General features: G+C 33.0%; 10 protein-coding genes and 1 pseudogene. 10 read left to right on the top strand and 1 reads right to left on the bottom strand.

Annotated elements, in window-relative coordinates:
• Window positions 1-171: 171 nt before the first annotated feature.
• From EJF36_RS12420 to EJF36_RS12380, 9 genes and pseudogenes are all read left to right on the top strand, one after another.
• Window positions 172-714, top strand: a complete 543-nt coding sequence (locus tag EJF36_RS12420) for a hypothetical protein (protein ID WP_125906624.1) — start codon at window positions 172-174, stop codon at window positions 712-714.
• A gap of 72 nt (window positions 715-786) precedes the next feature.
• Window positions 787-987: a hypothetical protein gene (locus EJF36_RS12415; protein WP_125906623.1), complete on the top strand. Its 201-nt coding sequence runs from the start codon at window positions 787-789 to the stop codon at window positions 985-987.
• 444 nt (window positions 988-1431) lie between these two features.
• Window positions 1432-2091, top strand: coding sequence for a helix-turn-helix domain-containing protein (locus tag EJF36_RS12410; protein WP_125906622.1), 660 nt, complete (start codon window positions 1432-1434; stop codon window positions 2089-2091).
• Between the two features lie 188 nt (window positions 2092-2279).
• On the top strand, window positions 2280-2660 hold the full coding sequence (locus tag EJF36_RS12405) for a PIN domain-containing protein (protein ID WP_260471896.1): 381 nt from the start codon (window positions 2280-2282) through the stop codon (window positions 2658-2660).
• A 203-nt stretch (window positions 2661-2863) separates the two neighbouring features.
• Complete coding sequence (locus EJF36_RS12400) at window positions 2864-3778, top strand: hypothetical protein (protein ID WP_125906621.1); 915 nt, start codon at window positions 2864-2866, stop codon at window positions 3776-3778.
• Window positions 3779-3939: 161 nt separating this feature from the next.
• Window positions 3940-4911, top strand: a pseudogene (locus EJF36_RS12395) (phospholipase D-like domain-containing protein); the annotation flags it as partial.
• A 243-nt stretch (window positions 4912-5154) separates the two neighbouring features.
• Window positions 5155-7950: a hypothetical protein gene (locus EJF36_RS12390; RefSeq protein WP_125906619.1), complete on the top strand. Its 2796-nt coding sequence runs from the start codon at window positions 5155-5157 to the stop codon at window positions 7948-7950.
• 21 nt (window positions 7951-7971) lie between these two features.
• Entirely contained in the window at window positions 7972-13632 is a 5661-nt protein-coding gene (locus EJF36_RS12385) for a DEAD/DEAH box helicase (protein ID WP_125906618.1), read from the top strand.
• A gap of 34 nt (window positions 13633-13666) precedes the next feature.
• A complete protein-coding gene (locus EJF36_RS12380; RefSeq protein WP_125906617.1) occupies window positions 13667-14431 on the top strand; it encodes a PmeII family type II restriction endonuclease in 765 nt (254 codons plus the stop codon).
• A gap of 46 nt (window positions 14432-14477) precedes the next feature.
• On the opposite strand, the gene dcm is transcribed toward EJF36_RS12380, so the two are convergent.
• Window positions 14478-15821, bottom strand: coding sequence for a DNA (cytosine-5-)-methyltransferase (gene dcm / locus EJF36_RS12375; RefSeq protein WP_260471895.1), 1344 nt, complete (start codon window positions 15819-15821; stop codon window positions 14478-14480).
• Between the two features lie 312 nt (window positions 15822-16133).
• On the opposite strand from dcm, the gene EJF36_RS12370 reads away from it, so the two are divergent.
• Window positions 16134-17243: a restriction endonuclease-related protein gene (locus EJF36_RS12370; RefSeq protein WP_125906616.1), complete on the top strand. Its 1110-nt coding sequence runs from the start codon at window positions 16134-16136 to the stop codon at window positions 17241-17243.
• Window positions 17244-17245: the final 2 nt, after the last annotated feature.

The following is a 17245-nucleotide window of genomic DNA, read 5'->3' as shown; positions in this document are numbered from 1 at the left end:
ATAGGAGTTGCCTTTCTAATTTATTCATTTTCGTCTTTATTTGGACTTATTCAATATTGAAGTAACGGAAGCGTTTCTGGAAGAACCAGAAATGCTTATTGTACTGTTGTGAGCAGTTTGGTGGAATAGGATGATGACTGTGAAGTTGAAAGTTTTCTCTGGAGGTGACATATGAAACGAAAAATAATCATTTCTTGTTCATTCTTGATTTTGCTAATTTTATTTGGGTGTTTTACTTACTATAAGGTGAATTATAAAAATTTCGATGAAGCTATAAGTGAGTCCAATGTTGAAATAGATGAAATCCTTCAAACCACTGACTATAAAGGTTATACTATCATCTTTTATAGTAAGGATGATGTTTTATCAGCAGGATTAATAGAAAAGACATTTTGGGGATATCGTTGGGGATTTGGCGCAGGAAGCAAAATGTCCAGCGAAGAAGGTCCAAAGTTAACTAGAATGTTTAGTAATTTGCAGCCAAGGGATATTAAGTCGGACGATGAACTAGTATCTCTTACATTTGGTGTAATTAATGAACCTTTAATAGAAAACGTGAAAATAAAATATAAAAAGCAAGAATTTACTGAAGCTACAATAATAAATACTATTAAAGGTCGGATATGGTATTGCTTCTCAGAGACTCCAGTTAATTATGACCCTGAAATAAAAATTGTTTATGAAGACGGAACTACAAAATCAGGATGGTACTAAACTAAAGGATGCAAGAGTTTAAGAACAAGTTTAACCATAGAACTAAGATGATAGCAAAAGGAGTAACAAAAAATGAGTGAATATTTAACGTGTAAACACAGATTAAAAAACGGCGAAGTTGTTGTTTTCACTTCTGATAAGGAAACTGTTGAAAATATTATGGCAAATACATTCTCTAATCAACACGAATTTTTCCAGTTTGCTAGAGAGCATGATTTAGAAATGATAGTATGTTCTATTATTAAGCCTAATCCTGCAGGTGAAAGTCATTAATAAAAACGATTATTCAATAACTAGATCAATACTACTAATTTGATCGACTTCCATAATTCGATTGCTATCAACTAATCTGACCTTATACTATATTGCGCAGTACAACCATACTATTCAATAATTTTTTGAAGAATAGCATTTAAAAAAACACTACACCATACTATCTACGATCAACATCATAGTAATGTTGAGTGTTTAGTCAACCGAGAGTTAAAGTAGCGATGCGTAATGCACCGAATAATAAAATGTTTAATATCCCCTTGGATGAACAGTTCAAGGGATTTTTCTGCTAGCACTTTGGTACATTATCATAGCGGGGGACAGGCGCTTTTTTTTATATAATATAAACTACTGTGAAATATTGTGTAAAAATTGTTGAGTTTGTCACGTTTGTTGAATATGTAAAGTAATATGGTTTATAATAGAAATAGGAGGTGATAGCACATGCTTGATGTTAGAGAACAAGAGCAAGAAAAATTGTGGGACAGTATTCTCACTCTTGCAAACATTGATCCGGAACAAGCAAAAGTCGTATTTAAAGCAGTCGTTGAACGATCATTACGTCACGTTGGTATGTTCACACCTTTGATTACTAGTATTCCATTAAGACTTCCAGATAATGAAAATGTTCACATGTTGAAAAATCTTGAAAAACAAATCAACAAATATTTAGTGCAAAACGAAGAAGAAAAAGCCTATGAATTTTTTGTTGAATATATTGAGGCATTAAGCAATCTTACAGAAACCGACTCTAAAATTATTCAAAGACAATTGATTGCATCAATTTTAAGACGGCAACGTCAAAAGTCTGTATCTATGTCACAACGACTCTCGACCGCAATGATCTCAACTGAAGAAGATGAACCATTATATTACACACCAAAAGAAGTAGCTAAACGATTAGGTGTAAGTGATCAAACAGTCCGACGCATGTGTGATAGAAGAAAATTTCCTGGTGCCTATCAAACCGATGGAGGACATTGGAAAATCCCAAAGGATGTCCTTATTACGACAGAAGATCAAGATGAGAAAGCAGAACAACTACTCCAGCATATCGATGCAAAAAATACGAAAGCGGGGGATATAGATGAATTTGATCTATGATGCCCCCATCCCTCCCAAAATATTTATCCCACGGTGTTATGCGGGGCGTTAAGAGTTGATGGCGCCAATCGTAAACTTCTAACAGCAGCAAGAAACCCAAATTTGTATCGACCGGTTATTTCTCGTGTTGTTTATTTGAATTTGTTCGTAATGCTACTCAAGGATTAGGGAATGGGGACAAAAGGGTTGTGTACACACAACAAGAAATTGAAGGGTTTATAAATCTTTTTTTGTCTCCTATTTTTAATCATTATATGGAGTTGCCTGTTAATAGTTTAGTTGGAAGATATAATGTGGAGACCATAATGCGAGAACATCGGCCAATTGGAGACGTATTAGTAGAATTAAGCGGGTGCAGTCATGAAAAAGCAAAAGAAATAGCCTCCTCTCAAGAAATGTCCGAGCCACTCCGACGGTTTGACCAAGATGACTTCCATGTCTGGATTACAGCCATTCAAGAAGAATGTGATTACATACTAACAACCAATCATCGCCGTTTTCCATCTGAAATAGGTAGGATTAAACGTATTCATCCAAGTACATTATTTAAAGATTTAACAAGTCCTTAATATCAAAATAGCTTTAAGATATTTAAAAGCGAGTTCCAAAGTCAAGGGAGAATCTTCATTTTAAAAAGAATACTGATTACAGAGTGCGAGATTTATTGATTCGCACTCTATTTTATATTTACAAAATGTAATATTTTGGAGGTAATTTATATATAATGTCGAATTCAATAACTACCAATCAAGAACTAAAAGGAGTTTTTTATATGGATACTGCAGACTTACTCTCATGGCTGAGAGACACAAAAAAATGTCAGACGGTCCAAAAGAATTGGAAGCCTTCTACTGTTTCATGGAACATTAATAATGATGTGAAAATACATAGAATGATAGAGAAACTCAATAGTTATTTCTTTAAGAAGTACAAGCTGTCCCTTTTTAAAAGTCAGCAATCTTATACGACTTTAATAAGGCAGGGTGAAATCGGGTTGCTTGGAATCGCAATCAAAAAGGGTGTTGTATCTAACATTTATAGTATAAATTTTTCTAATAATAAAGATGGATTAGAAAAGGTACTTGGAGATTTAATAGTGACCTCAATGATGCTATATGGGTACTTCGGCGTTGATAAAGGACAGGTAATAATTGTGTTATCTCCCAATAGTCAAAAGGAACACAATCAATTAAAGCATTATATTGAAGTGTTAAATAAACTATATATCCGTCTTGGTCTTCGGTTTAAATGTCAGATTTTTGATGATGAAAGATTGAAGGAGACTGCAGTTAATCCAGCAAATCCATCAACAATCGAAAGTACTTCACAACAAACAAAAGCAGAAAGAAGTATAAAGACTAAAGCAACATCGGTGCATGTAGAGAGAAAAATAGGTGTGCTAGTAAGAAATTCAATTACTAGGTTAATAAAAGAAAATAAATTAACAACGGAAACCGTTTCATTTTTATGCGATGAAAAATATTGCAAAAATACCTTTGATATAAACTACCCTTTTTTCAAAAGGGTACAACGTGGGATTCCTATGACTGACCAAAGAAAGATAAATGGTTACGATCGATATTGGAAGAACTATATTGTAATCAATAACGAAAAATTTTTAGTGTGCAATGACTGGTACGAAAGAAATAGAACAAAGTTTGTGATTTGGTTGGGTCAATATTTATAATGCAAATCAATCGACTCCAGAACATTCTCGAGTTTATTCTTTTGTTCAGCAGCTCTTCGCAGCCAGTCGAAAAACATATATCGTCAAAATTTCACATAATCATGCAGGATTCCCTCTGTTAATATGGAAATTATTAGTATGTTAGATCGTGGAGGGACAGTATGCTTAAAGAAGGTATTTACGAAGAGATTATAAACGAGAAGCTAAAAGACGAGCTATCCACCCTTGATGGGTTTGATATAGGTACAGAAAAGCTAGACACAGAAGAAGCTAGAAAGCTTTTATCTTCATATATATCAAATATAACAAGACGGGCCCTTTCGTATGTTCGTGAAAATGAAACGGATGATAAGCAGGCGCTGCTCAATCAAATTCGTACATGTAATGACATCATTCACGTCCTAAGCGAGCAGCTGGACGAGACTGAATTCAAATCACTGAAAATAGAAGAAGAAGGGGAAGTTCTTACTTCTATTTATTCAAAAATGAATTCCGTGCGTAGTATCCGTAAAGGCGAAGTCATTCGACCCATCACCCCTATCTCGCAAAGCTCTTTATTTACCGGATCAAATTATGAACCAAATATGCTAGGTGAGCTTAAAAAAGAAATTCTCACGGCTGATTCCATTGATATGCTTGTATCTTTTATCAAGTGGAGCGGGTTACGCTGCATTATGGAAGAGCTGGAAGCATTTACAGCGCAACCAGGTAAAAAGCTCCGTGTCATTACCACATCTTATATGGAAGCGACTGATTATAAAGCCATTTATGAGCTAAGTCGGCTCCCAAATACAGACATAAAAGTATCGTATGACGTGGAGCGAACAAGGCTTCATGCAAAAGCATACTTGTTTAAAAGAGAAACGGGTTTTAGCACAGCTTATATTGGATCTTCTAATCTATCAAATCCTGCTTTAACGTCAGGCCTTGAGTGGAATATAAAAGTAACCGAAAAGGACTCGTTTGACATTGTACGCAAATTTGAAGCGACCTTTGAAAGTTATTGGAATGACAATGAGTTTCAACATTTTGATTCTACAAATCAAGACGATCAAAATCGCCTAAAGAGTGCTCTATCAAAAAATAAACAACAGACCGACCAATCGCTTCCATTCTTGTTTGCTATCCAGCCTGACGATACTGGAGTTTTTTTTACCCATTTATAACAATTCTCATCATAATTTAACAAATTCTTGCAGGATTCCTTTTGTATATATGGAAATTATTAATGTATCGAAGCAGAGGGATATAATGCTCAAAAAAAGGTGTCTACGAAAAAATTATTAAGAAAAATGAAAAAATGAGCTAACATAGAAAGAATTAAGAATTATAAATATTTCACATTATTTTTGGTACATTTTAAATATAGTTATATTTTGGTTAGAAAAGGAGGGATTATTATTAATAAAGTATCTACACAAGTAACATATAACGAATGGAATGAACTTTTATGCGAATTTTTTTTCAACGAACAAAATAAAAATAAAATTATCTATTTATATACGAACGAGAATTTAATAGAACAGTTAGGACAAATAGCTGGCTTGGCTAAACAGGAAGCAATGAATTCATTTTGTCAGAGCGTTAGATCATATGGAAGAGGTGAACCTGATAGATTATTTGAAAGGGCTTATATTTGGGGGAGGAAATGGTATAACCAGGGCATGATTGGTTTCCCCCCTTTTATTGCAGTTTTGTGTTTAACTGTTTTAGCAGCTACTAAGATGAAAACTAACCGTGACAAAAAGATAGGGGGAGGGAATTACTATTTTAGACTAAGAAATTTATTAGATTTGGAGGGTGAAGGGATTCCCCCTTTTTTTAAGAAAACAAAAGAACTATGGGGCTTTTTAGTCGAGTGGCAGAAATTGGGGCATGGGGAATTTGGATATACAAATGTTTTTAGTTTCGGAAGTAAATATACAGGGTATGCAAGATCCCAGTGTTTAATAAGGGAAAAAGAGCGAGAGGAACTTTATGAGTTTTTTCATTGGGCAGGGTACAGACCTAATTTGAAAATTGATAGTAAAACAATCTCAGAACAGCTTGAACTGTTTTTAACACCAAAAATAAGCCGCTTGTCTCGTATGTTTTTCCAAGATAAAAAGGGAATTAGAGAAGCAATTGTTAATACTACTCTATTTGAATACGAAAATTGGGATGGAACTAACAACAATTTGATTCGAAATCAAGAAACTTTTACAAATTCAGTAAAACATATCAAGAAATATAATCTTTTCCTTAGAATTGATAAAGATACTAAAAAGAACTTCTTTAATCCAGATGTTAAAGTTAGTTTTTTTGCGATTGCAGAAGAGGAATTTTTCTTCCAAGATGAATTAGAAAAGAATAAACTAAAGAATTTCCATTATAAAAATGGTACATTTTATAAAGAGATATCCATAAAAGAAATAGACACCATTTCATATGACCAGAAATATATAGTACTAGATGAACAACTTGAACTTGTTTTTAAAGGGAAAACTCTCTTTGTTTTGCGGAAAGGGATTGATATTGGTGTCAATGCTTGGATAAACCGAAATGAATTGATTGAGAATCAAGAACATTTAATAGTTTTCAGAAAGGAAAAAGAAACGGATGTTAGATTCTGGATAGATAAAAATGAGTTACCGCATAAAAACGAATTATTTGCTAATCTCCCAGAGGAATGGAGATGTGTAATTGTTAGAATAAATAGGCAGGAAACTCTTTGTAATGAAAAAATCGGATACAATTTGAGTCGAGGACAGGATAAATTAACGTTTCTGGACGGCTTAAAGGTAGGGAATATGGAATGGCTTATTGACGCACCGCCAATTATTTCTATATTAACTAAGCCTAAAACAACTGTTTATATAAATGGGAATGCATTGTTTAGCTTAATAGATGGAGATGGATTAATAGACTTTAAAGAACTAAATATTAAAAATTCTCAAATATATAAAATAAGTTTTAATAACATAGAGAAGAGTATTCTTCTAAGAAATAATCATGAGAACTTAATTGAATTTGAAAGCTTTGAGCCGAAAAAATTCTCTGATGGAGAGCTTACTATTGCAGGAACATATATTTATAACTCAATAGAAAGTTACCCAAGGCCATTTAAACAAATGGGATATAAGGCTTATTTAAATAATGGAAATAAAACTTCCACCCAAACTATTCCTAGATTTATTAACGCTATGCCATTCAATTTAGATAGATCCTATTTAGATATTGGAGTTAATTTTGTTGATTTTGAGGATAATCAAACAGATAAAATTAGACCAATAGATATTTTCTTTGAATACCTTACAATAAAAAAACAAGGAAATTGGGATGCATTTCTAAAAGGTATTAAATGGTGTTTTGGGTTTGAAAATCTTGGCTTAAAAGCCTATATAGTTAGGCAAAAACTTTCGCAATTAGGTTTTGTCGAATTTTTGAGAGATGGAGACACAATCAAATATTTTTGGAAAGTGATACCTACTTCAGTTTCCGTACTTCCTTCAAAAGATCCAATAGTTTACCTTACAGGAGGTAGAACAAGACAATCTATAAAACAACTAAGAAAGCTTAGTAACAGTAAGATAAAATTTATATTCTCAATCCCAAATATTGAATATGAACCTTCATCTATTTATTTATTAGGTGAGAATATCGAAACATTAACAAAATTTTTAAATTCCACCAATATAAAGTTCAATTGGGGTGTTGATTATTTTGCATATGATTTACTAAGATGTTTACCGGTTTTATCTGATTACATTAAGGATGCACCAATATATTCAGAACCAACTAATAGGAATAACTACTGGACAGTAAAGGGTTGGGATTTATTTAGTCATCGGTGGAGAGATAAATTAAAATCCCAGTTGAGAACATATTCAAATAGGTTCGGACATCATTTATGCCTTTATGAAATTTCTAATAATGAATTTATTAAGTTGGATAGAGAGATTGCAAAACTCTATTTAGCTTATCAAAAAAGACTTCCAATTTTTGAATATAAAAATTATTTATTGAAAATTAAGACGGAGTATCAACTACCAGAACTTTATGAAAGAGTATTAACATCTTGTGTAGGCCAATGTTCTGTGGAACTTGGTAATTATAGAGTCTACTATAATGTTCCTCATGAAATTGCAGTACCTTTAGCTCATAAATTGGGGTTTGATTTACGCTTTATTTAATAATTACAAGGTGGTGAATATATGGAAGATATTATTGGTATATTTACGAGAATGAAAGAAATGTTTATTAGGTATATGGATAGCCCATTTGCCTTAGGACATGAAAAATTGATGGAAGAACGTAAAGAAATATTAGAAGAGGAAGGAAATATATATCAATATCCTTACATTGAAGCTATGCCGAATTTTAAGAGTTCAAACAAAAATGTTAGGGAAGCTTGTAAATCAATAGGCTGGTCTACTGATTTTGGGGATTTTGCAAATAGAGGACTATTTAATAAGGATCATAATCTACATTTACATCAATATCACGCTTTTGAAAAAGTATTAATTGATAAGAAAAATATTGTAGTTACCTCAGGAACAGGTTCAGGTAAAACAGAGAGTTTTTTACTTCCTTTAATAGCTAACATTTTAGAGGAAGCTAAAAAATGGGATAAGCCGAAAGAAAAAGAACCTTCTTGGTGGAATTTACAAAACAAATGGAAACCAATACGTGAAAATGAACATCGTTCAGCAGCAATCAGAGGCTTGGTATTGTATCCTTTAAATGCATTGGTTGAAGATCAATTAGTAAGATTACGAAAAGCTCTGGATAGCGAGCATGCAAAAAACTGGCTTGATCAAAATAGAAATGGAAATAGAATATATTTTGGCAGATATACAGGAAAAACGCCAGTCCCAGGTGATCCTTCAGATATAAATAAGTCCAAAAAATTAAGAGGTAATTTTAAGCAGATAAACAGAAAACAAAATGAATTAGCTGAACACTTTAATAGATTAATTGATTCTATAAGTAATAGTCCCAACAATCATTTAAAACAAAAATTAAAAATTGAATTACAAGGTGATATAAGCGGATATCAGCTTAAGTCAACAATCTGGAATCAAAACGATATCCAGCAAATAAAAGGTAAACTTAAAGAAAAGTATCATGAAAAGTTAACTTATATTAATCAGATTAATGGAGCTGAGCTATTTTCTAGGTGGGATATGCAAGAATATCCGCCGGATATCTTAATCACAAATTTCAGCATGTTAAATATTATTTTAACGAGAACTATTGAGCAAAAGATGTTTGAAAAAACAAAAAAATGGTTAAAAGAAGATTCAAATAACATTTTTTATTTGATTTTAGATGAATTACATACCTACCGTGGAACTGCAGGAACAGAGGTTTCCTACGTAATTAGAGCATTATTGAATCGGATTGGATTAACGCCGGATAGCCCACAATTGAGAGTACTAGCTACAAGTGCCTCTTTAGATGAAACCGGAAAAGAATTTCTAGAGGATTTCTTTGGAATTCCAATTGAAAAATTTGAAATTATCTCAGGTGATAGAGAAGAATCTAATATATTCCAAAAGAGCGAGAGCTATAAAAGCTCTTTGGATTCTTTTAGTAAATACTACGATATTAGTAATCTTGAATATAGTCATGCAGTTAAATATCTTTGTAATGAATTTGGGGTTAGTTTTGATAGTGAAAATGTAGATGAATCACTGTTTCAAGCCCTAGATAACTCTGGTATTTTGCACGAATTTCTAAATGTATGCACAAAACCAACTTCTATAAAAGTTCTTGAAAAAAGAATATTTGGATTAAATCCATCAATGAAACATATAGGTGGACTCCTTCAAGCTATTATTAAATCCAGAAAAAATGGAGAAGTGGTTATACCATTAAGAACACATTTGTTTTTTAGAAATTTTCAGGGTTTATGGGCTTGTTCAAATCCTAATTGTTCAGCTGTTGATGTGAAATACAGATACGAAGGTAGAGAAATAGGAAAACTATATAATCAGCCAAAAGTTCAATGTAATTGTGGTTCTAGAGTTTTGGATTTTTATTATTGTCAAAACTGTGGGGATTCGTTTTTAGGAGGTTATAAAAGCTATGATAAAGAAGAAGGAGTATTTTATTTAACTGCAGATTATCCAAATTTAGAATCATTGCCTGACAAGGTTCCATTTACAAAAAAATATGGTGAATATGCATTGTTTTGGCCTTCACTAGATATTGATGAAGATATTAAGCCGTGGCTAAGAACATATTATGATGGCTCTAACACTAAAAGGGAGCTACAATTTTCCTGGTCCAAAGTAGAATACCAACCGCAATTAGGGAAAATTGTAAACGACAGCTATAACAACCCTAATATACATTTATATAATATTAAAGGGAAAAAAAATCAACAAGATAACGTGGACACGATTCAACTCAATAAAATGCCTGCATTTCCAATAAAGTGCCCTAATTGTTCAGATGATTGGGAGTCAAAGAATCCAGAAATAAAGAAAAAAGAACCTTTAGAAAGTACAAAAAGAACACGATCCCCTATAAGAGGTCAAAGAACTGGTTTTGATATGATAGCACAAGTTATGTTGGATTCTTTAATGAGAGAACTGCCAAGTAATGAAACCCCTAAAGCTGTTCTATTTTCTGATAGTAGGCAAGATGCTGCTAAACTATCTGCAAAAATCGAACTGAATCATTATTATCATATTTTGAGATATATAGTTGTAACCGCTATGAATAACCAGAAGAATCCAATGAAATCTTATATAAAACAATTAAAAGGGGAATCCTTAACTGAATCGGAATCTTCTGAGGCTGAAGAATATTTTTATAGTAATGAAAGTCAGGCTATGCTAATACAGGCGTATCTACAAGGTGGTTTTCTTCCAGTAAATAGGAAAGAACAAATAAAAAAATTGTTAGAATCAGACAACACTCCTCCAAAGCTAATGGATTTATGGAATTCAATTGAAAATGGTTTGGTGAATTTAGGGGTAAATCCAGGTGGATACGAGAATTCTGTAACTGAAAACGGCGGATACAAATGGATTCAACTATATGATTGGAGCAACATGGAACACCCCTCTCTAAAAATTGAAGACCTACCAAATGATCTAAAATTACTTAGGGATGACATAATGAGGAGTCTTAGAGATAATGTTTTAGCAAATGTTTTATTTTCTCAACGGAAGCGTGATCTTGAATCATTATGTTTAGCAAAAATTACTACAGATATAGATATCATCCTAGCTGAAGAGTTAGGGATGAGTTCGGATTTTTGGAGACAATTAGTAGATAGTTCTATAAGAATTTTAGGTGGATTAAGGAGATATGACCTTAATCGCGCACCTTCTGATTCGCCACCTAGTATCTTGAAAAAATACTGGAATGCAGTTGCGAAGGCACATAAATTAAATGATAAAGAGATATCACTTGTAGCTACTAGAATTTTTGAAAATTTAAAAGGGGTTAAAGATTATTTAATAACTTCTGATGAGTTATTTGTTTTACCAGCTAAGGGTATGGTCTATGTTTGTCAAAAATGTGGAAGAAATCACCTGCATGCTTCGTGTAATGTATGTACTGATTGTTACTCACCATTGGTAGAGAAAAACTTATCTGAAATTTCATTAAATGACTACTATAGATATTTAACAGAGGATTCAAAAACATACAGGAGATTTCACTCAGAGGAGATGACTGGTCAAACTGATTCTGAAGTTTCTTCAAAAAGGCAACAATTGTTCCAAGCAATCTATGATTCGAGTGATATTCCATTAGTTGATGAAATTGATATTTTAAGCGTTACAACGACTATGGAAGCTGGAGTAGATATAGGATCACTACGTATGGTGGCAATGTCAAATATGCCTCCTCAGCGGTTTAACTATCAACAAAGGGTAGGGCGATGTGGTAGACGCGGTTCCGCACTATCAGTAAGTCTTACTCTATGTAGAGGTCGAAGTCATGATGATTGGTACTTTGATAATTTAGATAAAATGACCGGAGATCCACCACCTCAACCTTATATAGATGTGAAATCTAAGAAAATATTCTCAAGAGTTTTATTCAAAGAAATGTTATTTCATGCATTTAAAGATACTGGTTTGATTGGGAAAATTGATGGTGGAAACAGTGTACATGGAGAATTTGGGTATAAAGAAGATTGGGTTAACTATAAAGAAGAAATTCAAACTTATTTTGAGTCTCGGGAGGGAAAAGCTTGTTTAAATGAAGTAGTGGGCTGCCTTTCTTACCAATCAAAAGTAAGCGAAGGTGAAAAGGAAGAATTAAAAGAGTATATTGTAAGTGGTAAGTTGGTCAATGAAATTAATATGGTATCAATGGATTCAAAGTACTCATCAAATTTCTTAAGTGAAAATTTGGCTTCGGCAGGATTATTGCCTATGTTTGGTTTTCCGACTAGAGTAAAACTTTTTCATCATGAAAAAAGATCTAGATATACTCCACCTCACTTATTAAATTCTGGAACTGTTGATAGAGATCTAGAAATAGCAATCAGTGAGTATTCACCAGGATCTGAGATTATTAAAGATAAGGCAAAACACAAATCTGCAGGAATTGCTCATTATTGGATTCGTGGAAATCAAATAGTTGCTGAAGAAAATCCATTGGGTGACATAAGAAAAGTAGCATTGTGTAGAAATTGTCATATTTTGTTTGATGATGAAAGTTTGTTTCCAGACAAATGTCCATCTTGTGAATCAGAACTTGGGGAAAGTACTGATTATGCATTTAGGTCTATACCAATCTCTGAGCCTCAAGGTTTTAGAAGTGAGTGGATAAAGAGAGATTATAAGGAAGATTTTGAATGGAGTTCACGAAGCTCTATTCCTCGATTAGCAGATGATGAAAAAATTAATGAAAATAAGAAAACTATTTTTAACATATCTTACAACTCTCAAGAAGGAAATGTATATTCAATTAATGATAACTATGGAGAGCTCTTTACTTTTCAGAAAGCCAAAAGTTCATTTGATGGATGGATTGAAGCCAGTACTGTAGGTAAAGATGGATTTAGTCCTTATCTAACTGATATAAGAAAATCAGTAGCCTTAAGCTCAATAAAAAATACTGAAGTTCTTCTAATAAGTCCTAAACAGGTTAGTAAAGGAATTACTTTTAATCCAACCAACCTAGGTGTAAAAGCAGGACTGATTTCTTTTGGATATTTGTTTAGACGAGTAGCTACCAGTATACTAGATGTTGATGCAGATGAACTACAGGTTGGTATAAGATCAAAAGTTGATAATATTCAGGAAAATACGGTAGGTCAAATATTCCTTGCAGATACATTAATTAATGGCGCAGGGTATTCTAAGCACCTTGCAAATAGTGAGATATTAGAGGAGATAATGGTAGATTTAACAGAAGAATATTCTAATATACCAAAATTAAAGGGGCATACTTGCGATTCATCTTGTTATGAATGTTTAAGAACATATGAAAACATGGGGTATCATCCGATACTTGACTGGAGAATAGGTCTAGATGTAGCTAAATTGTTAAAAGAGCCTACGTTTGTTCCCTATATCGATATAAAATGGAAAAGACTCGTTCAAAACTCCATAGAAGGTATCATGAAAAATTATCAGGGTACACAGCATGAATGGATAACAGGGATTCCGGTGCTAACATTGCCTTTCTCTGACGGAAAGCTTTCAATAATTATTGTTCATCCTTTTGTTGAAAAAAGGGATCGTAAGAATTTTAGTGATCAACTCCTGGAGATTACTACAAATTTAGAAATAATGGGTCATAAAGTGTTGAATTATGATATTTTTGATTTAATTAGGAGACCAACATGGGTAATCATGGATGCTATTGAAAAGAAAAACAATAATGATATATTGATATGGTGAAAATTTAAATTTAATCATAAAGGGTTTGATTGGATTGAGTAATACTTATAATGAAATTATTGAAAAAGCCAAAGAATTTTTCAGGAAAGAAATCGCACCTAGTCATATTACTAATACTAAAAAGCTAACAAAATTAAAGGAATTTAACCTTAATCCTTTCTTGGATAAATACAAGGCTAGTTTTTTGACGGGGAATGACGATCCGAAGAGTATTGCAAAAGCCCTAGTATACCCTAGAGTACTTGGTACATCTATAAATACCACCTTTGGCAGTAAATTACAGAAATTTTGTAGTGAGGTATTAGAGGGATTTGCATCAACTACAGCGGGAATTGATATTGAATTTAATGATAAAATTGATGGTAGGAGAAAATATTGCCAAGTTAAGGCGGGGCCAAATACCATAAATAAAGATGACGTAGAGACTATAAAGGGGCATTTTGCAGGAGTTAAAAATCTTGCAAGAACCAATAATCTTAGTATTGGGTTTAGTGATCTTGTTGTTGGAGTTTTTTACGGTACGCCACAGGAATTAAGTGGCCACTATAAGAAAATAAATCAAGAATACCCAGTAATAATCGGAAGTGAGTTTTGGTATAGACTTACTGGTGAAGAAGATTTTTATCAGAGGCTCACTGATGCTATTGGAGATGTAGCATCAGAATATGATGGAACTGAATTATTAGAGCATGTAATAGACTCACTCGCAAAAGAAATTAAGGATAGTATAAACTCTAATCAGATAATCCAAACAAATAATGGTATGGCTGCAGAGAAAAAAGAGTCATATGATGTATAAAGCAAAAAAGGAAGGATACGTTTAAAGTATCCTTCCTTTTTCATTATTATTGTTTTATTTGATTCAATACATTTACAATAGATAATCCAATAGCTTTTGCCATGTTTACTGGAACAGCATTTCCTATCTGCTTATAAGCATTTATGATAGAACAATCAAATTCCCAATCATCGGGAAAGCTTTGTATTCTAGCATATTCTCTTACAGTAAATGGCCTTGTTTCATCAGGATGGCATCTCTCAGTTTGCTTTTGAGCTGGAGAACAGGTTAATGTAAGTGAAGGTTCATCCCATGATAATCGTCTTGCCATACCAGTTCTTCCTCCACCAGAATAATAGCTTTTACCCATGTAGTCCTTTGCTATTTCATCAGGTAGGTCTCTCCAATAGCCTCCTGGAGGTACTAGGTCTAAGACCTTCTTTTTAGAGTCAGGATATTTAGAACCCTCAGATTTTGGAACATCTTTAAGAATATCTTTAAGTGTAAGCTCATATCCAAAAGGCTTAGGGAAAGAGTAGCTAAATTTATAGTCATCAACTAAATCGTTTCTTATGCCAATTAGAACTATTCTTTCTCTTTTCTGCGCTACATCATAGTCTAGAGCTCTTAAGACTTTCCATTTAACAGTATAGCCAATATCAGAAAAAACTTTTATCATAAGGGCAAATGTTCTTCCATTATCATGGTTTACTAATCCTCTAACATTTTCTGCTAGAAACATTTTAGGAAGTAATTGTTTCAATATCTGAGCATAGTAATAGAACATTGTGCCTCTAGCATCAGATAGACCCATTTTCTTTCCTGCATAACTGAATGCCTGACAAGGATATCCTCCTGATAATAGGTCTAGCTCTCCAATAGGAACATCAACGAAGTTTCTGATACCCTGTTCAGCTACCTCAATAATATCCTTTTCAATAACATTCAGATTAGGTCTGTTTTTTCTTAGAGTCTGACACGCATACTTATCAATCTCTACAAGTCCTTTAGTATAAAAACCTGCTTCCTCCAGTCCTAAAGCTAGTCCTCCAGCTCCTGCAAAAAGCTCTACAACCGAATACTCTTTATTAGCCTTTAATCCTCTTACCTCTACAAAATGACGACCCTCATAATCTGCTACATTTATTTCCTCATCCTGAGATTGATCTACTAGGGTTTCTGTACCCTCTAAAGGTAATGAAGTCTGCTCAGAGTCAATAATGTCATCAAATTTTACATCCAAGACTTCGCATAGTTTCATAGCATTAGATTTAATAGGATTAAAATTGGGGGAAAGTAGCATGGAAAGTTGATTTTTACTTATACCTAAATGTTCAGCTAACTGCTTTTGAGTGGATAAACCACGTCTTTTCATATGTAATCTGACTTTATCTTTGCTGATAGTATACAACTCATAACCCTCCATTGTAGTTAAAAAAATATTTAACTTTTATAGGGTTATTATGAAGGAGTGTCCAAGTTTAGTCAACAAAAAGTGACATAAATATACTTCGTTGTTGGAAATGTAATTATAATTTTTTACTAGTAGAACATCAAGACTAAGCTTGTATTTTTAAAGAGTCCTTGAAAGTTAAAAAAGTATAAACGAAATCCATACTAATAAATACAAAAAAATATTAAGTCATATTTTTTTATAATATTTTAATAGACTTTCTTTTTTGATTGGGTTAATATATAGATTAGATGGAAAGGGTGGTAATTTATGGGTAAAGTTGATCATGTAGGTTTAATAGATATTATTCAGCATATGAAGCGGGTTGAGTACAATATTGAAGATGTGATTTACTCGGATACATACAAATTTTCTCCGTTTGAAATGCTCCTATCAAAAATCCAACACCAGAGCTTAACTACAGCAAATGCAGTTTATCCCTCAAATATGTACGAATTTTTACAGCTTCTGAAGACCCCTATAGAAGATTGGGGCTTGTTTAACATAAAAGCATTAAAAGAGAGAAAAATCCCAACGAGTTTGATAGTTTTAAATGAAAGAACAGGTATTAGTGAAGAGGCAAATTGGTTATTGCAGGAGTATATTTCATCGCAGGAGGCTTCTTCAAGTATAGTAAGAGAAGTGCTTACTTACTGCCGTCGTAAATATAATGAAGGCGATATAGATATGCAACAAGTCTATAATAGCTACCGTGAGTTTTTAATTAAAAATCCTTTAATAAAAGTTGAAGAAGATATTGAAGAATTAGGACTTCGGTTAGGCCAGCAGTTAAAAAATGATAGATATATCATCGATCGTTTGATTAAGAGTTATGAGCGGGTACCTACTGATGACTTTTATGTATGCCCATACTGTGGCTGGACATTACAGAATAAAAGTGAGAAATATAGTTGTTTGAACCAAGAGTGTAAAGAGCATTTCAATCGATACAAGATTAATGATTATAAGGCAAGACCTTTTCAATTTACGCATAGAACCATTGAACCTGTACAACTTTCAACTGTAATACCGGGATTTAAGGAATTTGAGTTAAAAGATCGGTTCGAAAGGCAGGGTGCTCAAGTACTTATGTACCCGAATATTGAAAGTGATGGTGACTTGCAAGTTACCAAGAAAGTTGGATCTGAAAATATACAACTTAATATTGACGTGAAAAATTATAGTTATCCTTTTATGTTAGTAGAAAAATTACTTGATGAAGAAAAAAGTGGGCTATTAAAAAATGTTGTAATAGGAATTCCAGATTCAAAAGGGAAGAAACGGTATATGAATGCGCTTAAGAAAGACTTGATGCATCATGATTTACAGGTTAAAGTTTTTACCTTTAGTGAGCTAGTTAATATGGTTAAGGGTAGGTGATA

Origin of the sequence: Bacillus sp. HMF5848 (assembly GCF_003944835.1) — a bacterium.
Taxonomy (GTDB): domain Bacteria; phylum Bacillota; class Bacilli; order Bacillales; family HMF5848; genus HMF5848.
This window is presented reverse-complemented; position numbering and strand designations above follow the sequence as displayed.